This window comes from Corynebacterium auris (genome assembly GCF_030408575.1).
In the GTDB taxonomy this organism is placed as follows: domain Bacteria; phylum Actinomycetota; class Actinomycetes; order Mycobacteriales; family Mycobacteriaceae; genus Corynebacterium; species Corynebacterium auris.
Window position 1 is genome coordinate 1,362,757 of record NZ_CP047047.1, and the last position, 24,857, is coordinate 1,387,613.

The 24,857-nt window shown below is 66.9% G+C and carries 20 protein-coding genes; 15 read left to right on the forward strand and 5 right to left on the reverse strand.

All coding sequences use genetic code 11. From position 1 onward, the window contains the following. Positions 1-168 precede the first annotated feature (168 nt). A complete protein-coding gene (locus tag CAURIS_RS06580; protein WP_290341106.1) occupies positions 169-1,017 on the reverse strand; it encodes an inositol monophosphatase family protein in 849 nt (282 codons plus the stop codon). 65 nt (positions 1,018-1,082) lie between these two features. Here CAURIS_RS06580 and ppgK point away from each other — a divergent pair, with 65 nt between their 5' ends. After that, on the forward strand, positions 1,083-1,868 hold the full coding sequence (gene ppgK, locus CAURIS_RS06585; protein WP_290341108.1) for a polyphosphate--glucose phosphotransferase: 786 nt from the start codon (positions 1,083-1,085) through the stop codon (positions 1,866-1,868). Positions 1,869-2,118: 250 nt separating this feature from the next. Next, complete coding sequence (locus tag CAURIS_RS06590; protein WP_290341110.1) at positions 2,119-3,621, forward strand: RNA polymerase sigma factor; 1,503 nt, start codon at positions 2,119-2,121, stop codon at positions 3,619-3,621. A 20-nt stretch (positions 3,622-3,641) separates the two neighbouring features. Here the strand turns inward: CAURIS_RS06590 and CAURIS_RS06595 are convergent, their stop codons facing one another. Both CAURIS_RS06595 and CAURIS_RS06600 read right to left on the reverse strand, forming a co-directional pair. Next, positions 3,642-5,339: a DEAD/DEAH box helicase gene (locus CAURIS_RS06595; protein ID WP_290343342.1), complete on the reverse strand. Its 1,698-nt coding sequence runs from the start codon at positions 5,337-5,339 to the stop codon at positions 3,642-3,644. A 59-nt stretch (positions 5,340-5,398) separates the two neighbouring features. Further along, a complete protein-coding gene (locus tag CAURIS_RS06600; RefSeq protein WP_290341112.1) occupies positions 5,399-5,662 on the reverse strand; it encodes a DUF3039 domain-containing protein in 264 nt (87 codons plus the stop codon). 59 nt (positions 5,663-5,721) lie between these two features. Here CAURIS_RS06600 and CAURIS_RS06605 point away from each other — a divergent pair, with 59 nt between their 5' ends. From CAURIS_RS06605 to galE, 6 genes are all read left to right on the forward strand, one after another. After that, on the forward strand, positions 5,722-6,234 hold the full coding sequence (locus tag CAURIS_RS06605; protein ID WP_290341114.1) for a DUF3099 domain-containing protein: 513 nt from the start codon (positions 5,722-5,724) through the stop codon (positions 6,232-6,234). After that, positions 6,227-7,756 (forward strand): DUF7782 domain-containing protein, encoded by a 1,530-nt coding sequence (locus CAURIS_RS06610; protein WP_290341116.1) that lies wholly within the window; start codon positions 6,227-6,229, stop codon positions 7,754-7,756. The genes CAURIS_RS06605 and CAURIS_RS06610 overlap by 8 nt, the downstream gene beginning before the upstream one ends. Positions 7,757-7,779: 23 nt before the next feature. Further along, positions 7,780-8,214: a D-aminoacyl-tRNA deacylase gene (gene dtd / locus CAURIS_RS06615; RefSeq protein ID WP_290341118.1), complete on the forward strand. Its 435-nt coding sequence runs from the start codon at positions 7,780-7,782 to the stop codon at positions 8,212-8,214. 86 nt (positions 8,215-8,300) lie between these two features. Further along, on the forward strand, positions 8,301-9,296 hold the full coding sequence (locus CAURIS_RS06620) for a sigma-70 family RNA polymerase sigma factor (protein WP_290341120.1): 996 nt from the start codon (positions 8,301-8,303) through the stop codon (positions 9,294-9,296). Positions 9,297-9,494: 198 nt separating this feature from the next. Beyond that, the gene (locus CAURIS_RS06625; protein ID WP_290341122.1) at positions 9,495-10,187 is read left to right on the forward strand and encodes a metal-dependent transcriptional regulator; all 693 of its coding nucleotides are present in this window, start codon (positions 9,495-9,497) and stop codon (positions 10,185-10,187) included. A gap of 24 nt (positions 10,188-10,211) precedes the next feature. Then, positions 10,212-11,195 (forward strand): UDP-glucose 4-epimerase GalE, encoded by a 984-nt coding sequence (galE, locus tag CAURIS_RS06630; protein WP_290341124.1) that lies wholly within the window; start codon positions 10,212-10,214, stop codon positions 11,193-11,195. 9 nt (positions 11,196-11,204) lie between these two features. On the opposite strand, the gene CAURIS_RS06635 is transcribed toward galE, so the two are convergent. After that, complete coding sequence (locus CAURIS_RS06635; RefSeq protein WP_290341126.1) at positions 11,205-12,308, reverse strand: DUF4192 domain-containing protein; 1,104 nt, start codon at positions 12,306-12,308, stop codon at positions 11,205-11,207. Positions 12,309-12,582: 274 nt separating this feature from the next. Between CAURIS_RS06635 and CAURIS_RS06640 the strand changes: the two genes are divergently transcribed. The 5 genes from CAURIS_RS06640 (at position 12,583) to hrpA (ending at position 22,540) form a co-directional block, all read left to right on the forward strand. Beyond that, entirely contained in the window at positions 12,583-13,641 is a 1,059-nt protein-coding gene (locus CAURIS_RS06640) for a PAC2 family protein (protein ID WP_290341128.1), read from the forward strand. A gap of 50 nt (positions 13,642-13,691) precedes the next feature. Further along, the gene (locus CAURIS_RS06645) at positions 13,692-16,220 is read left to right on the forward strand and encodes a DEAD/DEAH box helicase (RefSeq protein ID WP_290343343.1); all 2,529 of its coding nucleotides are present in this window, start codon (positions 13,692-13,694) and stop codon (positions 16,218-16,220) included. 93 nt (positions 16,221-16,313) lie between these two features. Continuing rightward, positions 16,314-17,543: an NAD(P)/FAD-dependent oxidoreductase gene (locus CAURIS_RS06650; RefSeq protein ID WP_290341131.1), complete on the forward strand. Its 1,230-nt coding sequence runs from the start codon at positions 16,314-16,316 to the stop codon at positions 17,541-17,543. 122 nt (positions 17,544-17,665) lie between these two features. Continuing rightward, positions 17,666-18,622, forward strand: coding sequence for a hydrogen peroxide-inducible genes activator (locus CAURIS_RS06655; RefSeq protein WP_290341133.1), 957 nt, complete (start codon positions 17,666-17,668; stop codon positions 18,620-18,622). Positions 18,623-18,637: 15 nt separating this feature from the next. Further along, a complete protein-coding gene (hrpA, locus tag CAURIS_RS06660; RefSeq protein WP_290341135.1) occupies positions 18,638-22,540 on the forward strand; it encodes an ATP-dependent RNA helicase HrpA in 3,903 nt (1,300 codons plus the stop codon). Between the two features lie 2 nt (positions 22,541-22,542). Here the strand turns inward: hrpA and nrdR are convergent, their stop codons facing one another. Next, the gene (gene nrdR / locus CAURIS_RS06665) at positions 22,543-23,001 is read right to left on the reverse strand and encodes a transcriptional regulator NrdR (protein WP_290341137.1); all 459 of its coding nucleotides are present in this window, start codon (positions 22,999-23,001) and stop codon (positions 22,543-22,545) included. Positions 23,002-23,794: 793 nt separating this feature from the next. Here nrdR and lexA point away from each other — a divergent pair. Both lexA and CAURIS_RS06675 read left to right on the forward strand, forming a co-directional pair. Next, positions 23,795-24,481: a transcriptional repressor LexA gene (lexA, locus tag CAURIS_RS06670; protein ID WP_290341139.1), complete on the forward strand. Its 687-nt coding sequence runs from the start codon at positions 23,795-23,797 to the stop codon at positions 24,479-24,481. A gap of 79 nt (positions 24,482-24,560) precedes the next feature. After that, entirely contained in the window at positions 24,561-24,827 is a 267-nt protein-coding gene (locus CAURIS_RS06675) for an HPr family phosphocarrier protein (protein ID WP_290341141.1), read from the forward strand. The last annotated feature ends 30 nt before the right edge of the window (positions 24,828-24,857 follow it).

The following is a 24,857-nucleotide window of genomic DNA, read 5'->3' on the forward strand; positions in this document are numbered from 1 at the left end:
CTGCCACAGGCAGCGCGGGGTACCCCCGGTGTTCCGTGTGGCGTGTTCGTTGCCGTGTTTCGCCGCGCGACCGTTCATCCCGGCTCGCTGTCCAGCGCTTTTCAGCGGAATACTAAAGCATCCCCCAAGCCCTGTCATCTTCGCTGGTGAACAACATTGTTCAGGGCCTCATTGTGGCAGGGCATCGAGGGCTTTCGCCGCGTCGAGCTGCGCATGAAAATCGGCGCTGATCCCGGGCGCGGCGGCGACAACAATCTCGCCAACTCCGCTCCCGCGCAGGCTCGGGTGCCGCACCGCGGCCCCGGCCTCGGCGGCGATGAGCGCCCCGGCCGCCCAGTCCCAGGGGTGAGTGCCGTGCTCGTAATACGCATCGACGCGCCCCTCGGCCACGGCGCACAGATCAAGCGCCGCCGAGCCCATCCGGCGGATGTCGCGCACCCGCGGCAGCAGGTGCGCAAGGATCTCGGCTTGAGCCGCGCGCCACGTTGCGTCGTAGGAAAAGCCGGTGGCAACGAGAGCGTGGGCCACGTCCTCGGCCGCGGATACTCTCAGCCCGTGGGCCCTCCCCTCGCGCACGACGCTGGCGCCACTGCCAGCGGCGGCGCGGTAGCTCTCCCCCGTGGCCGCGTTGACCACGCAGCCGGCCACGACGTCGCCGTCCACCGCAGCGGCCAGCGATACCGCATACGTTGGCAGCCCGTAGAGGAAATTAACGGTGCCGTCGATGGGGTCAATGACCCACTCCACGCCCGTTGCCCCCTCTCGGCGGGCGCCCTCCTCGCCGAGTAGCCCGTCGTTCGGGCGTAGCTGGGTGAGGCGGGACACAACGAACTCTTCGGCCGCCCGGTCGACCTCAGTGACGGGGTCGACGGCGCTCGACTTCGTCTCGGCGGAGATCCGGCGCCCTGCCGAGACGAGGTCGGCGCGCCGGTTGGCGACGAGCGCAGCGGCCTCGCCCGCCACGCTCACGCAGATCTCCACAAGGTCGGTCGGAAGCGGGTGGTGTCGGTCACCCATACCCCCATCGTGCCCCACTGCCGCAGCGCCCGCCCGCCGCGCGGGAGTTTTGTATGCTTACGCCCATGACAAGCCCCGCTGCCCACGAGTTTCTCGCCCCGCATGATCACGCCTTCGGCGTCGACGTCGGCGGCTCGGGCATCAAGGGCGCACTCGTGGACCCGCGCTCCGGCGAGTTCATCGGCGAGCGGCGCAAGATCGCGACGCCAAAGCCGGCAACGCCGGAGGCAGTCGCGACCACCGTGGCGCGCATCGTGGACGAGGCCGGGTGGCACGGGCCCGTCGGCATCACCCTGCCCTCGGTGATCCGCGACCAAATCGCCCTAACGGCCGCAAACGTTGACGACTCGTGGATCGGCACCAACTGCCACGACCTTCTCGCGCGGCACCTGGGCGCGCGCAGCCTCGCCATCCTCAACGACGCCGACGCCGCAGGTCTGGCCGAGGTCGCCTACGGCGAGCCCGCCGCGCGCAGCGGCTCCGTGATCTTTCTCACCTTCGGCACCGGCATCGGCTCAGCCTTTTTCACCGATGGGGTTCTGTTTCCGAACACCGAACTCGGGCACATGCTTATCGACGGCACCGAGGCCGAACACCTCGCGTCCTCCGCGGCGAAGGACCGCGACGGCCTCGGCTTCGCCGCGTGGGCGGGACGGGTAGACGCGGTGCTCAGCGAGTTCGAGCGTCTGTTCAATCCGGCGGCCTTCATCGTCGGCGGCGGGATCTCCCGCGAGGCGGACAAATGGGTCCCCCACCTCACGGTTCGCACCCCTGTCCTGCCTGCCCGGTTGCGCAACCGCGCCGGAATCGTCGGCGCTGCCATGGCCGCCGCGCAGCACGTCGCGCCGTAGGGGGGCTGGTCGGGCGTCGCTAAGCGAAGGCGACCCGACGCTACCCCTTCGCGCGGCATCGGGTACGGTGGGGCGGCGAATATGGACAACTCACGCGGGTTCCGGTGTTCCTCAGCCGCCTCGAAGGGCGCGGAATAGACGGAACCCAGCGTTCGTTATACGAGTCGGTCCTGAAGAAGCAACCCCGTTTGCGTACTCTGGGGTGTCTAAGAGTGCGGAACGCAAGAACCGACGAGGCGAAAGGGCGTACGTGGCAACCAGCGAAACTTCCGAGAACACCACCGTCAGCAGCTTTGGCGGTGTCGCAGGTGGCGGCGCTACCCAAACGGCCACTAAGACCGCGAAGAAGTCTGCGCGCAAGACCGCGACGAAGAAAACCGCCGCAAAAAAGACCACTGCGAAGAAAACCGCTGCGAAGAAAACAGCTGTCAAGAAAACCGCGGCCAAGGCGTCGGCGAAGAAGACGGTGAAGAAGACTGCGGCGAAAAAGACCACCGCCAAGCACCCCACCGAGGACGCCGCGGCCGAGGTGGACGAGGACCTGACGCTTCGCGACGACGCCCGAGAAAACGAAAACGAAAACGACGAGGACTTCGACCCGCTGCTCGCCAACGAAGAAGGCGAGGACGAAGAGGAGTTCGGCATGGACGGCGAGCTCGACTCAGACCTCGACGACGAGGAAAGCCTCGACGAGGGGGCCGAGGACGCCGAGGAGTCAGAGGACGAGGAAGAGACAGGAGACCAAGGCGCGTCGGTGTGGGACATCGAAGAATCCGCCGCACTGCGCCAAGCCCGCAAGGACGCCCAGCTCACCGCGTCTGCGGATTCGGTGCGCGCTTACCTGAAGCAGATTGGTAAGGTCGCTCTTCTCGACGCCGAGCAGGAGGTCTCCCTGGCCAAGCGCATCGAGGCCGGGCTCTATGCCCAGCACCGCCTCGACGAGATGGAGCGCGCTGCCGCCGCAGGTGACAAGGACGCCAAGCTGACCCCAGCCGTCAAGCGCGACCTGCGCTCGGTTGCCCGCGACGGCCGCAAGGCGAAGAATCACCTCCTCGAGGCCAACCTGCGCCTCGTGGTTTCGCTGGCAAAGCGCTACACCGGCCGCGGCATGGCGTTTCTGGACCTGATCCAGGAGGGCAACCTCGGTCTCATCCGCGCCGTGGAAAAGTTCGACTACTCCAAGGGCTACAAATTCTCTACCTACGCCACGTGGTGGATCCGCCAGGCGATCACCCGCGCGATGGCGGACCAGGCGCGCACCATCCGTATCCCGGTTCACATGGTGGAGGTCATCAACAAGCTCGGCCGGATCCAGCGTGAGCTGCTGCAGGACCTCGGGCGCGAGCCCACCCCGCAGGAGCTGGCGAAGGAAATGGACATCACCGAGGAGAAGGTGATGGAAATCCAGCAGTACGCGCGGGAGCCGATCTCCCTGGACCAGACCATCGGCGACGAGGGCGACAGCCAACTGGGCGACTTCATTGAGGACTCGGAGGCCGTCGTCGCGGTCGACGCGGTGTCCTTCACCCTCTTGCAGGACCAGCTCCAGGACGTGCTCCACACGCTTTCTGAGCGCGAGGCCGGTGTCGTGCGCCTGCGCTTCGGGCTGACCGACGGCATGCCCCGCACCTTGGACGAAATCGGGCAGGTCTACGGCGTCACCCGCGAGCGCATCCGTCAGATCGAGTCCAAGACGATGTCCAAGCTGCGCCACCCCTCGCGCAGCCAGGTGCTGCGCGACTACCTGGACTAGGCTCCAGCTACAGTCCCCCCTTACCAGTCGCGCAGGTAGGCGATGCGGTCGCGCAGCTGCTGCGCGCTGCACAGCGCCGTGGGTGGCCCGCCGCACGCCTTGCGCACCTCAGTGTGGATCGCCCCGTGCGGCCGCCCCGTCTTGCCCGCCACGATGGACACCCGCGTGTTGAGCTCTCGGCGCAGGTCGCCGATCTCGTCCACAGCGGTTTTTTCTTCCCTCGCCCCTTCTCGCGGCGCCGGCTGTGGGGTGATGGTCGCACCCAGGACTGCCGCCTGCTCGCGGGATTTTCTCTCCGCCGCCCTGTGCGCCCGCTGCTCGGCCTCGCGCGCGTCCAGCTGATCCGCCTGCCTTTTGCGCAGCAGCAACTTCACCTGTTCCGCGTCAAGCAGGCCCGGCAGACCCAAAAAGTCCTGCTCCTCCGCCGATCCGGCGGCGGTTCCGGTGCCGTAGGTGGAGCCGTCGAAAATTAGCGAGTCCAGCTCCGCGGAGGCGCCGATGGACTGGTAGGAGGAAGGCTCGTCCGGCTCGTTGCGCGTCTGGTTGGCCTGCTCGAGCAGCTCGTCCGACCAGCCCGATTCGCGGTGCGGTTTGCCCAGCACGTGGTCGCGCGAGACTTCCATCTCCTCCGCCAGACGCAAGAGCACAGGAACGGACGGCAAGAACACCGACGCGGATTCGCCGGGGCGCCGCGAACGCACGAAACGCCCGATGGCCTGAGCAAAAAAGAGCGGGGTCGACGCCGAAGTGGCGTAGACGCCCACCGCTAGGCGGGGGACGTCGACGCCCTCGGAGACCATGCGCACCGCCACCATCCACTCGTTGGTTGAAGCGGAGAACTCGTCAATGCGCTCCGACGCCCCCGCTTCATCCGAGAGCACGACGGTCACCGGGGTGGAGCTGAGCGCCTCCAGGATCTTCGCGTAGGCGCGGGCCGTCGTCTTGTCGGTGGCGATGACCAGCCCGCCCGCGTCCGGGATGTGCGAGCGCAGGCGCTGCAGCCGGGTGTGGGCGGCCTGGAGCACCGCGGCGATCCAGTCGCCCTTCGGATCCAACGCCGTCTTCCAGGCCCGCGCCGTTTGCTCGGCGTTGAGCGGCTCGCCGAGGCGGGCGGAGTACTCCTCCCCCGCCGAGTCCTTCCACTGCGCCTCGCCGGAGTAGGCGAGGAAGACAACGGGGCGCACGACGCCGTCGGCAAGCGCGTTCGCGTAACCGTAGGTGTAGTCCGCCTGGCTGACCCGGTGGCCCTCGCCGTCCTCCTCGTAGCGCACGAAAGGAATGGCTGAATCGTCGGAGCGGAAGGGCGTGCCGGTCAGGGCGAGACGGTGTTCGACGTCGTCGTAGGCTTCGCTCACCCCGTCGCCCCAGCTCTTCGCGTCGCCGGCGTGGTGGATCTCGTCCAAGATGACCAGGGTGCGCCGCGCGGAGGCCACCGCCCTGTGCTTGAAGGGGTGCATCCCCACCTGCGCGTAGGTCACCACGATGCCGTCGTAGGCCGCGTTGACGGCCGAGGAGTTAGTGAAGTTGGCGTCGAGGGAGAGACCGAAGCGCTTCGCGGCATCCGACCACTGGTGCTTCAGGTGCTCCGTCGGCACGACGACGATCACCCGCTGCACTGTTTTGTCGTCGAGAAGCGAGCTCGCGAGGGTGAGGGCGAAGGTCGTCTTGCCCGCGCCCGGGGTCGCCACCGCGAGGAAATCGCGGGGTTTCGTGGCCATAAATGAATCAAAGGCCTCCCGCTGCCAAGCGCGCAGCGAGGGCCCGGCGGCGGGCTGGGTCACTTCCGGCGCAGCCCCTTGTAAATCGCCTCGCACTTCGGGCACACGGGTGAGCCCGGCTTGGCCTGCTTCTTCACGGGGAAGGTCTCCCCACACAGGGCGACAACCATCTTGCCCGAGATCGCCGAGTCCACGATCTGGTCTTTCTTTACGTAGTGGAAGAACTTGGGGGTGCCGTCGTCGATCCCTGACGAGGTGTCCTCCCGCACATCGGTGCCAGTGCGCTCCAGAGTTTTCGTCGTCGTAGTCACACTCCCCATCATGCCCCAAGAGAGCCCGGAGTTTAAGCCGTGCAGGTGGCCGAGGGCTACCCTCGGATTGCATGAGCACCGCTGACGAGAACTTCTCTGGCCCCGGACGGCCTCGCCCAGAGACGGTTGACGTCGAGGCGGATGCAGCACCGCACCGCCGCCGGCTGCGCCGCCGCCCGCGGGAGCTGATCACGGATGCCACGCGCACGCCCGAGCAAAACCTGCGCAGCCGCGAAAGAACGTACCTCGTGCTGCAGGGCCTGCGCCTGCCGTTTATCCTTCTGGCCATCTTTTTCGCCTGGTACCAGGACAACTGGTGGTTGGCGGGGATTCTCTTCGTCGTTTCCATTCCCCTGCCCTGGATCGCCGTCATGATCGGCAACGGCCAGGGCGAAAAGCGCGACACGAGAAGCCGGAACGTGTATAAGCCTGCCGTCGCCCGCGAGTACCAGCGTCTTGAGGAGCGCAGGCAGCACCAGCTCGATGCCGGTGAGGCGGAGGAGTCTCGGGCGCCCACTATCATCGAGCACGACGACAATAACCCGCCCGAGCCCCCGCCCGAGAAAAGGAGCCCCAGTGACTGAACCGACGCCGTTGACCAGCGCGGTTTCCACTCTCGCCAACGAACTGCGCTCCGCCGGGTTCACCACGGAGTCAATCGCCGCTCACCTCGGCCCGGACGCGACCGAAGCGCTCTTCCGCGGCGAGCCCGGCGTCGTCTTCGCCGCGTGCGAGGACGGGTCACGCCTATCGGGCCTCATCCGCTTCTTCCTCCTGCGCGAGGCGGTACCCGGAGAAGCCTTAGCCGATCTCATCGGCTCGCGGTTGACGCTTTCGCTTCTCGACGCCTCACTCGCCGCCACGCTTCCCTCCGGCGAAATCCGGGTGGCGCTCGACGTGCGCCCCCACGTCATCGCGGGGGAAAACCGTCTCATCGTCTCCGACCTCGATGCCTCCACCACCGAGCACGTCCCGGGCCCGGACCACGTGCTCGGCGTCGGCGCCGCCTCCCTGTCGCTGCTGTCAGCCTCCTCCTGCGAGCCCGTTGACAGCGTCCTCGACCTCGGCACAGGATCCGGCGTGCAGGCGGTGGCGCAGTCCGGCTGCGCCACCCGAGTCGTGGCCACAGATCTCAGCGCTCGCGCTCTCGAGCTCGCTGCGGCGAACCTGGCGGCAAACGGTATCGACAACGTGGAGCTTCGCGAAGGGCCCTGGTTCGAGCCGGTCTCCGGGGAGCGCTTCGACAGAATCGTCATCAACCCGCCCTTCGTCGTGGGCCCGCCTACGGTCGGGCACGTCTACCGCGACTCCGGCCTGGACCTTGACGGCGCAACACAGCTCGTCGTCAGCGAGGCCCCGGACCACCTCAACCCCGGCGGCACGGCGCACATCCTCGGTGCCTGGGTCCACACCGCCGACGGCAGCTGGCGCAGCCGGGTCGCGTCCTGGCTGCCGCCGCGCGGCGTGTCGGCGTGGGTGGTGCAGCGCGACGTGGTCGACCCCGGCAGGTACGTCTCCACGTGGCTGAAGGACGGTTCGATCGACCCGCGCTCGCGCGAGGGCATCGAGAAAACAGCGCGCTGGCTCGCGCACTTCCGCCACAACGACGTGCGCGCGATCGGCTTTGGCTGGGTATTCATCCGCGCGATTGGGGACGCACCGACCGAGGTGACGGCAGAAGAAATCCCGCAACCTTTTACGGACCCTCTCGCACCGGAGGCTGCGGAGTACTTCGAGCGCGCAGCGTGGCTACGCGAGGCCAGTGCGCAAGACATTGCGGACGCACGCTACGTCGTCCGCCCGGGCCTCGCTGTCGAAGAGGTCAGCGTGGCCGATTCCGAGACCGGCATGGGCTTTCGCCCGGAGGTGATCCGCCTGACCCGCACCGACGGGCCGCGCTTTAGCCACGAGGCCGACGCGGGGCTTCGTTCCATCGTCGCCGGATTGCACCCGCACGGCCTGCCGCTGCGCGACATCATCTCCCTGTGGGCCGTGTCCACCGGCGCGGACGCCGAGGATTACGCCGCCTCGGCGATCTCGGCAGTTACCGACCTCGTGCGCCACGGCCTGCTCATTCCCTCCGATATCGCGGAGATTGTCTCCTAGCCCCCTTTGAAAGGACCGTGCCCGTGAAAGCCGTACTCACCCGCGTTTCCAGCGCCAGCGTCACCGTCGATGGCGAGGTCGTCGGATCGATCGAGTGCCCCTCCACCGGGGGCGTGCTCGCGCTGGTCGGCGTGGCCCGCGACGACGGAGAGGAGCAGTGGCGGACAATGGCGCGCAAGATCGCGGAGTTGCGCCTGCTCGAGGGGGAGCGTTCGGTCCAGGATGTCCGCGGTAGCGTTCTGCTGGTGAGCCAGTTCACCCTCATGGGACGCACCGCGAAGGGGCGTCGGCCGTCGTGGTCGGACGCAGCGCCCGGTGATGCCGCGGAGCCGATGCTGAACAAGATCGCCGCGGAGCTGCGCGACCGCGGCGTCCACGTAGAGGAGGGGCGCTTCGGCGCAATGATGCAGGTCTCCAGCGTCAACGAAGGCCCCTTTACTCTCCTGGTGGAAACATAAGACAATTAAAATGCGAGGGCGGGAACAAAACCCGTCCCTCGGGCGTTGCCTCCATAGATACCCGCTGTTTTAGGAGGCACGCACCCATGACCCAACCCGATCATGACTTGGCAGTCGACAGTGAGGAGGCCGTCGACCGCGGCAGCCGCCGAAACCAGACGAACGACAACCCCTCGGCCGACCTGGTTCGCGTTTACCTCAACGGTATCGGAAAAACCGCATTGCTGGACGCGGAGCAGGAAGTAGAGCTCGCCCAGCAGATCGAGGTTGGCCTCTACGCCCAGCACCTTTTAGACGATCCAGACGTGCAGCTGACCCGCGCAAAGAAGCGCGATTACAAGATTCTAGCCAAGCAGGGCCGCAAGGCGCGTGCTCACCTGCTGGAGGCGAACCTGCGCCTCGTCGTCTCCCTGGCCAAGCGTTACACGGGCCGCGGGATGCCGCTGCTGGATCTCATCCAGGAGGGCAACCTGGGCCTGATTCGCGCCATGGAAAAGTTCGATTACGCGAAGGGCTTTAAGTTTTCCACCTACGCCACGTGGTGGATCCGCCAGGCCATCACGCGCGGTATGGCTGACCAGTCGCGTACCATCCGTCTGCCGGTCCACTTGGTGGAGCAGGTGAACAAGCTCTCGCGTATTCGCCGCGAGATGTACCAGTCGCTCGGGCGCGAACCCACCAACGAGGAGCTCTCGGAGGAGTCCGGCATCGAGGAATCCAAGATCGAGATGCTGCTGCGCCAGTCGCGCGACCCGGTGAGCCTGGACATGCCCGTCGGCGCCGACGAGGAGGCCCCGCTGGGTGATTTCATCGAGGACGCCGAGGCGACCGACGCCGAGGACGCGGTTGTGTCCACGCTGCGCCACGACGATATCCAGGACATCATCGGGGGCCTGGAAGAGCGCGAGCAGGACGTGATCCGGCTGCGCTACGGGCTCGACGACGGCGTGCCCCGGACCCTCGATCAGATCGGCCGCCAGTTCGGTCTGTCGCGCGAACGCGTGCGCCAGATCGAGCGCGAGGTGATGTCGAAGCTGCGCGTCGGCGAGCGTGCCGCCCGCCTGCGCGACTACGCCCTGTAGCCAGAACGCGTTGGGGGTCGCGCCGCCACCCCCGCCCTTCCCGCAAGCACGGCCCATTCCGCGTCCCTCGGATAGGATGGGTGGTGCTTTTCCCTTTTCAGGCAGGTCGGGTTGCCGCTCAACGGCGCCCTGTATATCCAGCCCGGCCTTCCCCGCTCGGCTTCCCGGGCAGTGCGTTTTAGATAAGGATGACGAATCGTGCGCGACCTTGTAGACACAACCGAGATGTACCTCCGGACCGTATACGAGCTCGAGGAGGAGGGCATCATCCCTCTCAGGGCGCGTATCGCCGAGCGGCTGGAGCAGTCCGGGCCGACAGTCTCCCAGACCGTTGCCCGCCTTGAGCGCGACGGCCTCATGGTCGTGGAGGAGGACCGCTCGCTGTCTTTGACCACCACTGGCCGACAGCGCGCCACCGAGGTGATGCGCAAGCACCGCCTCGCCGAGCGCCTACTGACGGACGTTTTGAAGCTCGATCTCACGCAAGTCCACGAGGAGGCATGCCGCTGGGAGCACGTCATGAGCAAGGATGTGGAAGAGCGCGTCGTCGCCGTGCTCAACGAGCCGTACCGCTCCCCCTTCGGCAACCCCATCCCAGCCCTCGATGAGCTCGGCGTGGAATCCACCCCCGACCTCGAGCTGGGAGAGCGCGCAAGCGACGTCGCCACCGATACCCCGACGAGCGTCGAAGTCGTGCAGATGAGTGAGATCCTGCAGTTGGATAAGAAGCAGTTCGCCATCCTCCACGATGCCGGCATCGGCGTCGGCGCCGTGGTCACGGTGGAAAACGGCCCGGAGAAAGGGTGTGTCTCCGTCACCGGTGGCAACGGCGAGCGCGTGCTGCTGCGCAAGGAACTCGCGCACGCCCTGCGAGTGATCCCCACTTCTTAAGGCAGCGGGAGAGGTTCGAAGGCTGTGAAAGTTCTTGTCACCGGCGGCGCAGGCTACGTCGGCAGCGTCTGCGCTGCGGTGCTGCTTGACGCGGGCCACGAGGTCACCATCATCGACGACTTTTCCACCGGCAACCGCGACGCAGTACCGCCGGGGGCCACGCTCGTCGAAGGCACGATCAGCGAGAACATCGACGACGTCCTCGCCGCTGGGGGCTTCGACGGCGTCGTGCACTTCGCCGCACGCTCCCTCGTCGGCGAGTCAATGGAGGTTCCGGCCGAATATTGGCGCGACAACCTCGTTGTCTCGCTCGAACTTCTCGACGCCATGCGGGAGCACGGTGTCACCAACCTGGTCTTTTCCTCCACCGCCGCGACCTACGGTGAGCCCGGGCAGGTTCCCATCACCGAGGACTGCCCCACCCGCCCGACCAACACCTACGGTGCGACAAAGCTCGCGATCGACTACGCCATCGCCTCCTACTGCGTGGCGTACGGGCTGGGCGCGACGAGTCTGCGCTACTTCAACGTGGCCGGTGCGCACGGAGCAGCCGGGGAAAACCACCGCACGGAGACGCACCTTATCCCCCTCGTGCTGCAGGTGGCACTGGGCTACCGGGACGAAATTTTGATTTTCGGAGACGACTGGCCCACCCCCGACGGCACCTGCGTGCGCGATTACATCCACGTGCGGGACCTGGCTGACGCCCACCTGCTCGCCCTGGAAAGCAATGCGGCTGGTACCCACCACATCTTCAACCTGGGCTCGGGCGAGGGCTACTCCGTCCGCGAGGTGATCGAGATGTGCCGCGCGGTCACAGGCCACGACATCCCGGCGCGCGTTGCCCCGCGCCGTGCCGGGGATCCCGCGGCGCTCGTCGCCTCCTCCGACCAGATCCGCGCCGAGCTCGGGTGGGACCCGGCGCGCACGGACCTGCGCACCATCGTCGAGGATGCCTGGGCGTTCACCTCAGCGCTGGGCACGCGCTCCCACGCGGCGCAGAAGTAGCGCGGCGAACTAGAAGTCCCAGGCGGCGATGCTGCCCTCCCGCACTGCCCGGATGAGCGAGTCGTGCTGTCCCACTCTTATGAGGTCGATGAGGAGGGCTGACATGGAATGACCGGGGACCTCCTCCCGAGCCGTCGTCAGCGCCGCGATCGCCCAGGAGTGCAAGCCCTTATCGACGGCGAGAATCGCCCAGACACACAGGGCGTTCGCGCGGATGACCCCGGTGAAGTTCTGCGCCACCCGTATCATCGCCGTGCTTGCGGAGTAGGGCGCGGCCAGCGCGTCGACAATGAGGCGGTCACGCAGGTAGCTGCGCGAGAGCAGAGTGGCCAAGCCGAGGAGATCATCTTCCTCACCGCTGCCCGGCTCGAGGGAGCTGTCCTCCCACTCGCTGAGCAGTGGGCAGGAGGGGAAGGCAATAAGCGTGCGGCAGGCCTCGGCCGCCCCGGCGCGAGCCTTCGCGTCGCCGCGCCTGATCTTCTCCGCCAGTTCGCGGCCGCGCCGGGTGGCCAGCTTCTCCAGTGCAGCGCGTTCCTCGGCCTCGGCGGCGTCACGGGGGGCGCGGAGCTGGAAGTAGCGGTAGCTGTCCTCTCGGTTGAGCTCCGGGAGGACCCCATTGTCGAGGAGGTTTTTCATTGCAGGCGAGGCCATGACGGAGGCGACGGTGCCGTCGCACCAGTCGGCGGGGATGGCGCCGCCGCCTATCGGGTCTTCCGCGCTGCCGAAGAGCAGGGTGTACGGGGTGCCGGTGGCTATTTCGGAGACGTGCCAGCAGGCGTCGATAAGCCCCGCTCCGCTTTCGTCGGTGAGGCGGAAAAGAGCGCTGGTGGCGGCGTCGGCGAGCGGGGACTCCGGGATGCGGGTAATGAGGACGGCGAGCAGGGCCACACAGCCTTCGACAGGCATGACGTGCAGGTTCGCGCACAGTTGTTGCGCGTGGGTGATGTCGACGCGCATGACGGGGCCGAGCGTGGTGCAGCCCGGCTTGGCGCTTTCCATGAGGCCGAGGACGATGACTGATTCGTGCGGGTAGAAGCCGAGCACCCCCGGAAGCGAGGCGATGAGGTCGGCGGGGCCGGTCAAACTTTCTGAGGCAAAGGACGAAGTTTCCATGCTCACGTTCGTCTGTATCACGGCCCCCGCGGTTCCCGGGCGGCGCGCCCCTTGCGGTCCACCCAGCCGGTTTCTGTGGACAAAAGGGAGCTTTCCACAACTCGCCCGCCGGCGGGGGTAAAGCGGTGGCGCCGCGGGGAGCATTCGTGCATGATGGGGTGTTTTAACGGGAATGTTTGCCGGTGCGGTGCCGTTGTGGGAAGGGACAGCCCGGCAACGTCCCGGGCAGGGCCGCAGAGACGCTGCGGGCCCAGGTTGGTTCAGGAGGTTAGAGATGGCGCAGAAAGACCGTCACATGTACGAGCTGGAGTATCCCGCCCCGGCCGTGGGCGGGGAATCGTCCTCCGGCCCCACCCTCGTTATCGCCATGCAGGGCTACGCCGACGCCGGCCACGCCGTTGAGGGCGCCGCCGAGCACCTGAAGGCTGCGCTGGATTCGCGGACCGTGGCCACGTTCAGCAATGACGAACTCATTGACTACCGCTCGCGCAGGCCCACCGTGACCATGGCGCAGCACGAGATCACGGGCATGGACGAACTCCAGCTGGACATCCGCGTGTTGCGCGACGAGGAAGGTTCTTCCTTCCTCTTACTCTCCGGCCCGGAGCCCGACCTGCGGTGGGAGGCTTTCAGCGACGCCGTGGCTGATCTGGTGGATCACTTCGACGTGGACAAGACGATCTGCCTGTACGCGGCCCCGATGGGGGCGCCGCACACGCGCCCGCTGGTTGTGTCGGCGCACGGCAACGATCCGGAGCTCGTCGGCACGATGTACACCTTCGACGGCATGGTCTCGGTGCCGGGCTCGGCGGCCACCATGATCGAGCGCGTGCTCCACGGCCGCGGTCGCTCGGTAGCTGGGTTCACGGCGCACGTGCCGCACTACATCTCGGCCTCGCCGTATCCGCACGCGGCGTACCAGCTGCTGCAGTCCGTTTCCGACGCCTCGGGGCTGTCGTTCCCGCTGCGCGCCTTGGAGGCCGACATGCAGCGCGTGGCGCGCCAGCTCGCGGAGCAAACGGAGGGGTCTGAGGAGATCTCCCAGGTGGTCGCAGCCCTCGAGCAGCACTACGACCGCGAGATGGAGGCCTACCGGGAGACTCACCCGAACGCGATGATGCCCGGTGAGGCGCAGACCCCCAGCGGCGAGGAGATCGGCGAGGCCTTCGAGAACTTCCTGGCAGCCATCGAGGATCGCGACCGGGAGCGCGGCCTGCCCCACGGGGAACCCGAGGATACCCGCCTGTCGGACTACTACGACATCTCCCCCGAGCAGGACCAGGACCAAGAAGACGGGCCTGAGCGCGGCGAAGGCGGCGACGAACGGGACTAAGCCCCGTGTCGGGGCGGTCGGCTACGGTGGTCTGCGTGACTCTCGCCGACATGCTGCCCGATCTTGACAACGTCCCAGAACCGCTCTTCGACGAAGCCGTCTGGGACACCTTCACCGCGTGGACCGCCGGGCGCGGTATCTCCCTCTACCCGGCGCAGGAGGAGGCCTCGCTCGCCCTACTCACCGGCGATAACGTCATTCTGGCCACGCCGACGGGTTCGGGAAAGTCCATGGTGGCCAACGCCGCGCACTTCGTCGCGCTGGCGAAGGGGCAGCGCTCCTTTTACACCGCCCCGATTAAGGCGCTGGTCAGCGAGAAGTTCTTCGCGCTGTGCGAAATTTTCGGCGCCGAGAATGTCGGGATGATGACGGGCGACGCCACGGTCAACGGCAACGCCCCCATCATCGCGGCGACAGCGGAGATCGTGGCCAACATCGCCCTGCGAGAGGGGAAGAACTCCTCCATCGACCAAGTTGTCATGGACGAGTTCCATTACTACTCGGAACCGGATCGCGGGTGGGCCTGGCAGGTGCCCCTCTTGGAGCTGCCCAAGGCGCAGTTCCTGCTCATGTCCGCGACTCTCGGTGACACCGCCTGGTTGGAAAAAGACCTTTCGGAGCGCACCGGCCGGCGCACCACCTACGTCGGCGGCTCCCAGCGGCCGGTTCCGCTCGATTTTAGCTACGTGTTCACCGCCGTCCACGAAACCCTGGAGGAGCTCTTGGACGCCGGCAAGGCGCCGATCTACGTGGTGCACTTTTCCCAGCGCGAGGCCACTGAGCGCGCACAGGCACTGACTAGCATGAAAATCATCACCGCCGAGGAAAAGGAACGCATCGCCGCCGAGATCGGCGATTTCCGCTTCACCACCACCTTTGGCAAGACCCTGTCGAAGCTTGTGCGCCGCGGGATCGGCATCCACCACGCTGGCATGTTGCCGAAGTACCGCCGCCTGGTGGAGCGTCTTTCGCAACGGGGCCTGCTCAAGGTCATCTGCGGCACCGATACTCTCGGCGTGGGCATCAACGTCCCGATCCGCACGGTACTTATGACTGGCCTCGCCAAGTTCGACGGCACCCGCCAGCGCGTGCTGAAGTCGCGCGAGTTCCATCAGATCGCCGGGCGCGCCGGGCGCGCCGGGTTCGATACCGAGGGCTCCGTCGTCGTCGAGGCGCCCGAGCACGAGATCGAAAACGCCAAGCTGCGCCGACGCGTGGGCGACGACCCGAAGAAAGCGAAGAAAAAGCGCCTGAAATCGGCGCGCGAGGGCGAGGTGACGTGGTCGGAGAAGACCTTCCAGCGCCTCACCACCGCCGAACCAGAAGAACTCCACAGCCAGTTTCGCGTGTCCACGTCGATGCTGCTCAACATCGTGGCGCGCCCGGGCGACGGCTACGAGCACATGAAGCACCTGCTGCGCACGAACCACGACACGCGCGCGAAGCAAAACCGCGACATCCTCGTCGCCGTCGAACTCTTCCGGGGCCTCATCAACGCCGGAGTCGTCGAACGAACGCCGGACTCCCCCGCGATGCGCCCGTACACTCTGACCACCGAGCTCGACCGGGATTTCGCACTGAACCAGCCCCTATCCCCCTTCGCTCTTGCCTTCCTTACCCTGCTCGACCCGGAGTCGGAGAACTACACCCTCGACGTCATCTCCGCCTTCGAGGCCATCCTCGACGACCCCCGCCAGCTGCTCCAGGCGCAGCAATCGGCCGCCCGCGGCGAAGAGATCGCCGCGCTCAAGGCCGAGGGGGTCGACTACACCGACAGGATGGCCATCGTCGAGGAGATCACCTACCCGAAGCCCCTCGCCGAGGAACTCGAGGAGGCCTTTGACACCTTCGCCGCGAGCAACCCGTGGGCGCGCGAGTTCGAGCTCTCGCCGAAGTCCGTCGTGCGCGACATGATCGAGCACGCGATGACCTTCTCGGACGTCATCGCCACCTACGGTTTGGCGCGCTCCGAAGGCGTCATCCTGCGCTACCTCACCGACGCGTGGCGCACGCTATCCCACTCAATCCCGGAGTCCTACCTCAACGACGAGCTCGAAGACATCATCGTGTGGCTCGGCGAGCTGATCCGCCAGGTGGACTCCTCTCTCATCGACGAGTGGGCGCACATGGCGGACGAGGACTCCCCCATCTCGGAAGAAACCCTCCAACGCGAGCTTGCGTTCGGCGTCGAGGACCCGACCGCGCTCACGGCCAACCGCCGAGCGTTTCGCGTCATGGTGCGCAATTACTTCTTCCGCATGGTCGAGCTGTTCGCCTTCGAAAAGGAGGAGCAGCTCGCGGATATGGTGGACTATCTCGACCCGGTGGAGCGCCCGGACTGGCCAACGGCGATGGACGACTACTTCGCGGAGTACGACGACCTCGGTACGGGTCCAGAGGCGCGCGGGGCGGGCTTTTTCCGGCTTACCGACGAGTCTGGGCGCCTGTGGGAGGTGGTCCAGATCTTCCAGGACCCCGCCGGCGACAATTCCTTCCAGCTGCACGGCGTGGTGGACCTCGATGCCTCCGATGAGGCCGGGGAGGTACGGCTGCGCTCCCTGCACATCGTCGCCAGCTAGCCGCGCGATAGCTCCTCCCCGGAAACGACTCCCTCGCACCCGCGGTGCGCTAGATTGAGTTTGTCTACCACAGTTTTAGGAAGGGGAAATAACATGGCGCGAGCGATTGTCGTCGGTGCCGGTATGGTCGGCCTGTCCACCGCGTGGCACCTGCAGGGCTTCGGCTACGACGTTGACGTCGTGGACCGCCTCGGCGTCGCCGCGGGATCGTCGTGGGGCAACGCCGGCTGGCTCGCCCCCGGCAAGACCATTCCGCTGGCCAACAAGAGCTTGTGGGCCTACGGCCCCACCGCGCTTTTCGACGCCCACGCGGCGCTGCAGGTCCCGGCACGGCTCGACCCCGGCTTGTGGCGGTTCGTCGCCGGATTTATGGCGCACGCCACCGACCGGGCGTGGGATGCGACAATGGCCCGGCTCACGCCCGCCGACCTTGGGGCGCTGGCGGCCTTCGACGAGTTGACCGCCAGCGGCGTCGACGCGCAGACGCACGACGTGCCCTTCATCGTCGGTTTCGAAAAGGCCTCGCAGGCCTCGGGCTTTTTGGCGGAGGTCGAGGGCGCCGCACGCCACGGCCAGGACATCCCCTTCGAGCAGATTGATCTGGAAGAGGCGCGCCGCGTCGCGCCGGTGCTCTCGGAGCGGGTGAGCACCCTGTACCGGATGGGCGGCCAGCGCTACATCGACCCGGGCGCGTTCTGTGAGGCGCTTGCCGCCGACGTGCGCAGGCGCGGGGGAAACATCACCGGCGGGGTCGAGATCGTCGAGGTGACGTCGACACGCACCCCAGCAGTCAAGCTGGCCACGGGCGAATGGCGCAGCGCCGACGTCGTCGTGGTGGCTACCGGCGCGTGGCTGCCCTCGCTGGTGCGCACCCTCGGCGTGCGCACGCGGGTTCAAGCCGGGCGGGGCTATTCCTTCAGCGTGCCCACCCGAGAGCCGGTCACTGCCCCGATTTATTTGCCCCACACGAAGGTGGCGTGCACGCCGTACCGGGGTCGGCTGCGCGTGGCCGGAACAATGGAGTTTCGTGGCCCTGACGAGGCTTTCCAGCCGCAGCGCGTGCGCTCGATCGTGCACAACACCACGCCGCTGTTCCGCGGGGTCAATTGGGCCGAACGCGAGGACGAGTGGGTGGGCTCGCGCCCCGTCACGCCCGACGGGCTGCCGCTGGTGGGGGCGACGAAGGCCCCGAACGTCTACGTCAACGGCGGACACGGGATGTGGGGCGTAGTCCTCGGCCCGCTCAGCGGAAAGCTGTTGGCGCGGCGCATCGCCACGGGCGAGACCGACCCGGCGATCGCCCCGTTCGAGCCGCTGCGCTGACCCGCGCTCCCGGACTGTTCGGGTTACGCGCATCACAGAGTCATACTCGACGTAACCAAACATTCGGAGCAAAAACTACAATTCTTACATCCCGCCTATATCTGTCTTGTAACGTCATAGGCATGGGCAATAAGGAATACCGGCCGACCCTTGCGCAACTGCGCACCTTCGTCACCATCGCCGAAAACCGCCATTTCGGGACCGCAGCGAACAAGCTGAACATCTCTCAGCCTTCGCTCTCGCAGGCGCTGGTCGCCCTCGAGTCGGGACTGGGCGTGCAGCTCATCGAACGCTCGACGCGCAAGGTGATCGTGACCCCGACGGGCGAAAAGCTGCTGCCGCTGGCCAAGGCCACGCTCGAGGCCGCAGAAAACTTCGTCGCACATTCGCGTGGTGTCAACGGCGTCTTGGCGGGGCCGCTGAGTATCGGGATCATCCCGACGCTCGCGCCGTACATCCTGCCGGAGTTTTTGCACCTTGCGCGCGAGTTTTACCCCGATCTCAAACCGCGCATCGTCGAGGACCAGACGGAGCAGCTCATCCAGCAGCTGCGCGACGGCCACATCGACCTCGCCCTGCTCGCACTACCGACGAGCGCGACCGGTATTAACGAATACCCCCTTTTCGACGAGCAGTTCATCGTGGTCACCAACTCCGAGCACGAGGCAGCGGGCCGCAGTGATTTGACCCTGGACGTGCTCGACGAGCTGAACCTCCTCTTGCTTGACGACGGCCACTGCCTGCGCGAGCAGATCGTCGACCTCTGCCGACTCGTCAACGCCGCCCCGCACGCGGACGCCGACTCCGCAACGCGCGCCTCGTCGCTGACCACCATCATGCAGCTGGTGGTGGCGGGTCTGGGCTCCACTCTTGTACCCGCCTCCGCCATCGCGACCGAATGCGCCCGCCCAGGACTGGGGCTGGCCACCTTCGACGAAGGCGTCGTCGCGCAACGCACCATCGGGATGGTGTGCCGTTCGAGTTCTTCGCGCACCGCGGCGTACGAGAAGCTCGGGGAGCTTGTCACCCGGGCCCACCGGCACGCGGTGGAAAGAGGCACCGAACTGCTGACGGGCTAGAATCGTTCGGCAGATATGAACGACTCTTCTGCCACCCCTACCCGCTCCGACCTTCTCTCGCGCCTCGAAGATGTCCCGCTTGCCGAGGTGCGCCGCTTTCGGCGCCGCCTGAAGAAGGCGCGCGCACCGGAGGCTTTCGCGGCAATCGCCGCGGATATCGACGCCGCCGCGGCGCGGGTGGCGGCCCGCGCGGACGCTCTACCCACCATCACGTACCCGGAAAAGCTTCCTGTCTCCGCGCGCCGCGACGACATCATGGATCTGCTGCGCGACCACCAGGTGGTCATCATCGCCGGTGAGACCGGCTCAGGTAAGACCACCCAGATCCCGAAGATGCTGCTCGAGCTGGGGCGCGGGCGCCGCGGCCTGATCGGCCACACCCAGCCGCGTCGCCTGGCGGCGCGCACCGTCGCCGAGCGCATCGCCGATGAACTCGGGCAGAACATCGGCGAGTCCGTCGGCTACGCCATCCGCTTCGACGACAAAGTCTCCGCGACCACCGCCGTCAAGCTCATGACGGACGGCATCCTCCTGGCGGAGATGCAGCGCGACCGCTACCTCAACGCCTACGACACCATCATCATCGACGAGGCCCACGAGCGCAGCCTGAACATCGATTTCCTGCTCGGTTACCTCAAGCGGCTGCTGCCGCGCCGGCCCGACCTGAAGGTCGTGATCACCTCGGCAACGATCGACCCGGAGAGTTTCGCCGCGCACTTCGCCGCGCCAGACGGCACCCCGGCGCCGATCATCGAGGTCTCCGGGCGCACCTACCCGGTGGAGATCCGCTACCGCCCCCTCGTGGAGCAGATCGGCGGCAAGGAGGTCGACGTGGACATGATCGACGGCGTGGTTGCCGCCGTCGAGGAGCTCATGGCCGAAGGCCCCGGCGACATCCTCTGCTTCTTCTCCTCCGAACGCGACATCCGCGACTGCATGGAGGCCATCGAAAAGAAGAGGTGGCGCGGCGTCGAGGTCACCCCCTTGTTCGGCAGGCTGTCCAACGCCGAGCAGCACCGCGTGTTCTCCCCCCACTCGGGCAGGCGCATCGTGCTGTCGACCAACATTGCGGAGACCTCGCTGACCGTGCCGGGCATCCACTACGTCGTCGACACCGGTCTCGCCCGCGTTTCGCGCTACTCCACGCGCACAAAGGTGCAGCGCCTGCCCATCGAAGAAATCTCGCAGGCCAGCGCGAACCAGCGCTCGGGGCGCTCGGGCCGCGTCGCCGACGGCATCGCCATCCGTCTCTACTCGGAGGAGAACTTCGACCAGCGCCCGGAGTTCACAGACCCGGAGATCCTGCGCACCAACCTCGCCAGCGTCATCCTGCAGATGATCTCGCTGCGCCTAGGCGACGTCTCCGAATTCCCCTTCATCCAGCCGCCCGACGGAAAGTCGATCCGCGACGGGCTGGCCCTTTTGCGCGAGCTCGGCGCCGTCGCGCCGGATAAGCCTGAGGGGTCTCCGGCGCTGACCGGAATCGGCCGCGACATCGCCCGCATCCCGGTGGACCCGAAGATGGCGCGCATGCTGGTCGAGGCCAACCGCCTTGGCGTGCTCGACGACGTCACCGTCATCGTCGCGTCCATGACCATCCAGGACGTGCGCGAGCGCCCCCTCGAGCACCAGGCGCAGGCCGACCAGGCACACGCGCGCTTCAAGGACAAGACGTCGGACTTTTTATCCTCGCTTAAGCTGTGGGACTACATCGCGGGCTCGCGCGACGAGCTGTCCGGCAACGCCTTCCGCAAGCGCATGGTCAAGGAGTTCCTCCACTACATGCGCATCCGGGAGTGGTACGACCTGGTGCGGCAGCTCAGGGACGTCGAGAAGCAGCTTGGCTGGTCCCCCGTTGAATCCGTCGCGGGTGAGCGCGACGCCGCGGCGATCCACAAGTCCCTGCTGACGGGGCTTTTGTCCAACATCGGCGCGCGCGACGGCGAGTCGAAGGAGTTTCAGGGCGCGCGCGGCACGCGCTTCCGCGTTTTCCCGGGCTCCTCCCTCGCCAAGCGGCCGCCGGAGTTCATCATGGCCGCCGAGCTCGTGGAAACCTCGCGCCTGTGGGCGCGCGACGTGGCCAAAATCGAGCCCGAGTGGGTCGAACGCGCCGCGGGCGATCTGCTCAAGCACAGCTATTCCGAGCCCGTCTGGTCGCGCAAGCGCTCAGCCGCGATGGTGCACCAGAAGTCCATGCTCTACGGCGTACCCATCGTGCGCGACCGCCTGGTGCCCTACCACCGGGTCGACCCGGAAGGCGCGCGCATCATGTTCATCCGGCACGCCCTCATCGGCGGCGATTGGAACCGCCACCACACCTTCATCGACCACAACGAGGCGTTGCTGGAGGAAGCCTCCGCCGTCGAGGAAAAACTGCGCCGCCGCGGGCTCGTCGTCGACGAGGACGCCCTGTTCGACTTTTACGACTCGAAGCTGCCCGCCGAGGTGACCACCGCGCGCCACTTCGACTCCTGGTGGAAGAAGAAGCGCAAGGAAGACCCGGCCTACCTAGACTTCGACCCGGCATCGCTTGTCGACGACTCCGCCGACGCCTCCGACACGGCCTTCCCTCCCACCTGGCGCCAGGGCAGCATCGACTACAAGCTGCGCTACAAGTTCGAGCCGGGAGACGACTTCGACGGCGTCACCGTCGACGTCCCGGTTCCGCTGCTCGCCGGCCTGACGGACGAGGGCTTCGACTGGCTGGTCCCGGGGCTGCGCGAGGAGCTGGTCACGGAGCTCATCCGCACACTGCCGCGCGCTTTGCGCCGCAGCGTGGTTCCCGCGCCCGATTTCGCGGCGCGCGCGCTGCCGAAGCTCGAACCGCGCGAATCGGAGCTGGTGGAGCAGCTGGCCTCGGCCCTGCGCGAGCTGGGCGGCTCCGGGGTCAACGCGGGCGATTTCCGTCCCGGCGCCCTGCCACCGCACCTGCGCATCACCTACGCGGCGATCGGCAGACGCGGCGAGACCATCGACCACGACAAGGACCTCGCTGCGCTGAAGGAGCGCCAGGCGGGGCAGATCCGCTCCTCTGTCTCGCAGGCGGGCCGCCGCTCGGAGTCGGAGGTCGTGCAGGAGTGGACCAGGGCGAGCCTGGGCGAGGTCGCGGAGACGGTGCGCACGACAATAGACGGCAACACGGTCGACGCCTACCCGGCGCTTGAGGCCACGGCCGATGGCGTGAAGGTCACGGTCCACCCGACGAAGGAGGCGGCAGACGCCTCCATGCTCACCGCCACCCTCACCCTGCTCCTGCGGGAGGTCACGGTCAACGCGCACCAGATGACCAAGGGCCTGCCGCTGCGGCAGAAGGTCGCCGTGGACAACTACCCGCACGGCGGGGCGGCCGGGCTTGTCGACGACGCCCGCGTCGCCGCCGTGCGCGACCTGATGATGGCGCACGGCGGACCGGTGCGCACCCCGGAGGAGTTCGAGGCCCTCGTTGCGAGCGTGAAGCCCGAGGTGGCCGGCGCCGTCCGCCGCGCCGTGGTCGCCGTTGCCCCGGCGCTTGTGGAGTGGTCCGCCATGCGCGAGGAACTGCGCTCGTGGGAGGGCCCGGCGATCGACGACATGCGCTCCCAGCTCGACTTCTACCTGCCCGCCCACGCGATCACAGTCCACGGAGTGGGCCGCCTGCAGCACGTGCCGCGCTACGTCGAGGCGATGCGTATCCGGCTCGAGGACATGAACATCGACCCCGACAGGGACGCCGACCGCCAAGCGGTGATCGATTCCGTCAAGGCCACCCTTGCGGCGCGGATGTCTCGATTGCCGAAGGGACGGGAGAAGACCGCCGCTTACAAGGACATCCTGTGGCGCATTGAGGAGCTGCGGGTCAGCCTGTTCGCCCAGCGTCTCGGTACCGCGAAGCCCGTCAGCCAGCGGCGCGTGGAGAAGATGATCGAAAAACTGACCTAGGGCTAGAAGTCCTCGCGGTCCTTGCGCCGCATGAGGCGGATCTCGGATTCGAAGTCGTCGGCCGATTCGAATGACTTGTATACGGAGGCAAAGCGCAGGTAGGCCACTTCATCCAGCACGCGCAGCGGCTCAAGCACCGCCAGGCCGATGTCGTTGGCGTTGACCTGGGAGCTACCGTGGCTGCGCACTGTCTCCTCCACTTGTTGGGCGAGCCGCTTCAGCGCATCGTCCGAGACGTCCCTTCCTTGGCAGGCGCGGCGTACGCCGACGATAAGCTTGTCCCGGTCAAAGGGTTCGCTGACACCGTTGCGCTTGACAACGGTGAGTACGGCCTTCTCCACGGTGGTGAAACGCCCCCCACACTCCGTGCATTCGCGGCGGCGCCGGATCGCCGAGCCCGCGTCGACCACCCGGGAGTCCATGACGCGTGACTGTTCGTTGTGGCAAAACGGGCAATACACTCAGAGCCTGCCTTCCTGGCCGTGCCGCTGCGAAATCGGACCGGAACAGGCTCCGAGCTTACTCCGCGGGAATCCGCGGGGTGCGCGCTCCCTACAGAACCCCTTAGCGCCCAACTGCACTGAGCACCCCGCTAGTGGCCGCCACCGGGCCGGATGGCTGCCCGTCTGAGTCGAAGGCGCCCCCGAGCGCTGACCCCACCAGCAGAGCCAGGCCGAATACGGCCCCCATCAGGGCGCTAGCGCGGGTTTCGCGGGGGGATAGACGCGCGTTCACCTCCCCGCCATCCGGCCCCGCGTTCGAACGCTCTCCCGTTCGAACATCACTGCCGAGACTGCGCACCGCGGCTGCAGCGGAGCAGCGCACAGGCACCTCTGGGACGTCCCAGACCGCGGCCGGTGCGCTACCGCGAAGGGCTCGGGAGGAAACGTCGTACGTACCGTGGTAGCGGGGAGAAGTCATGGTCATCGCTGTCTCACTTCCGTGTGAAGATGGATTGTGCCTACAGGCTATAAACCGGGCGGACGCGCCGACTTGACACTCGCCAGAATGTTCGACTCTCGCCCTTATGTTCGATTTATAGCGCTCGAACACACACGTGTCCACATCGAGCGCGCAAAGGTCGAACATGTTTGCCAGGTCTGGTATTTTTGGGCCGTAACGAAGGGTCCGGCGTTGTGGCGTTCGTGCCAACGCAAGGCTCCCGGCGCAAGGCCACAACTCAACACCACTGATCCCGCGCAACCCCCCCAACTAGCAGCAAGGCAAGGAACAAAGGAACAAAGGCACCAAGACATGGCACGCAAGAAGTACGACCCCAGCAGCCTCGACACCAGCGTCCTCTCGGACCGCCAGAGGCGCATCCTCGAGGTCATCCGCGACGCGGTTGTCCTGCGCGGCTACCCGCCGAGCATCCGCGAGATCGGCGACGCGGCGGGCCTACAGTCCACCTCGTCGGTTGCCTATCAGCTCAAGGAGCTGGAGAAGAAGGGGTTCCTCCGCCGGGACCCGAACAAACCCCGCGCTGTCGACCTGCGCCACCTGCCCGAAGCGCCCAAGCGGGGCGCGAAGGCTGCGCCGCCGGAGGCACCTTTCGAAGACGCCGCCCCCGCCCGCTACATTCCCGTCGTCGGGCAGATCGCGGCTGGCTCGCCGATCCTCGCCGAGCAAAACGTCGACAGCTACTTACCCTTGCCCGGGGAACTGCTCGGCGACGGTGAGCTGTTCATGCTCCACGTCGTCGGCGAGTCGATGCGAGACGCCGGCATCCTCGACGGCGACTGGGTCGTCGTCCGCTCTCAGCCTGTCGCCGAGGAGGGCGAGTTCGTCGCCGCGCTTCTCGACGGCGAAGCAACCGTCAAGGAGTTCCACCGCGATTCCACCGGCGTGTGGCTCATTCCCCACAACGACGCCTTCTCCCCCATCAAGGGCGACGAAGCCCAGATCATGGGCCGCGTCGTGTCGGTGTTCCGGACTCTCTAGCCCGCCCGCTGTGCACTGGCCTCTACACTGGGCGGGGTACGTCGCAGACGTGAAACTTCAAGCAGAAAGGTTTCCCACCATGGCCTCTACAACCGTGAAAGTCGGTTCCACCGTTGGGCTCCACGCACGCCCCGCGTCCGTCATCGCCGAAGCGGCGGGAGAGTACGACGAGGACATCACCCTGACCCTGGTCGGCGAAGACGACGAGGACGGCGCGGACGCCGCCTCCTCGCTGATGATCATGGCTATGGGGGCGGAGTTCGGAGACGAGGTGACCGTCACCTCCGCCAACGCCGAGGCCGTGGAGAAGATCGCCGAACTTATTGCATCCAATCTCGACGGCTAGGCCGCCCGCTCCCACCCGAGGGGCGCGCCC

Excerpts from the sequence above, each read along its gene's own strand:
- CAURIS_RS06580 (WP_290341106.1), bottom strand. The coding sequence starts at position 1,017 with ATGGGTGACCGACACCACCCGCTTCCGACCGACCTTGTGGAGATCTGC.
- ppgK (WP_290341108.1), top strand. The coding sequence starts at position 1,083 with ATGACAAGCCCCGCTGCCCACGAGTTTCTCGCCCCGCATGATCACGCC.
- CAURIS_RS06595 (WP_290343342.1), bottom strand. The coding sequence starts at position 5,339 with ATGGCCACGAAACCCCGCGATTTCCTCGCGGTGGCGACCCCGGGCGCG.
- CAURIS_RS06600 (WP_290341112.1), bottom strand. The coding sequence starts at position 5,662 with ATGATGGGGAGTGTGACTACGACGACGAAAACTCTGGAGCGCACTGGC.
- CAURIS_RS06605 (WP_290341114.1), top strand. The coding sequence starts at position 5,722 with ATGAGCACCGCTGACGAGAACTTCTCTGGCCCCGGACGGCCTCGCCCA.
- CAURIS_RS06620 (WP_290341120.1), top strand. The coding sequence starts at position 8,301 with ATGACCCAACCCGATCATGACTTGGCAGTCGACAGTGAGGAGGCCGTC.
- CAURIS_RS06635 (WP_290341126.1), bottom strand. The coding sequence starts at position 12,308 with ATGGAAACTTCGTCCTTTGCCTCAGAAAGTTTGACCGGCCCCGCCGAC.
- CAURIS_RS06640 (WP_290341128.1), top strand. The coding sequence starts at position 12,583 with ATGGCGCAGAAAGACCGTCACATGTACGAGCTGGAGTATCCCGCCCCG.
- CAURIS_RS06645 (WP_290343343.1), top strand. The coding sequence starts at position 13,692 with ATGCTGCCCGATCTTGACAACGTCCCAGAACCGCTCTTCGACGAAGCC.
- CAURIS_RS06650 (WP_290341131.1), top strand. The coding sequence starts at position 16,314 with ATGGCGCGAGCGATTGTCGTCGGTGCCGGTATGGTCGGCCTGTCCACC.
- CAURIS_RS06655 (WP_290341133.1), top strand. The coding sequence starts at position 17,666 with ATGGGCAATAAGGAATACCGGCCGACCCTTGCGCAACTGCGCACCTTC.
- hrpA (WP_290341135.1), top strand. The coding sequence starts at position 18,638 with ATGAACGACTCTTCTGCCACCCCTACCCGCTCCGACCTTCTCTCGCGC.
- lexA (WP_290341139.1), top strand. The coding sequence starts at position 23,795 with ATGGCACGCAAGAAGTACGACCCCAGCAGCCTCGACACCAGCGTCCTC.
- CAURIS_RS06675 (WP_290341141.1), top strand. The coding sequence starts at position 24,561 with ATGGCCTCTACAACCGTGAAAGTCGGTTCCACCGTTGGGCTCCACGCA.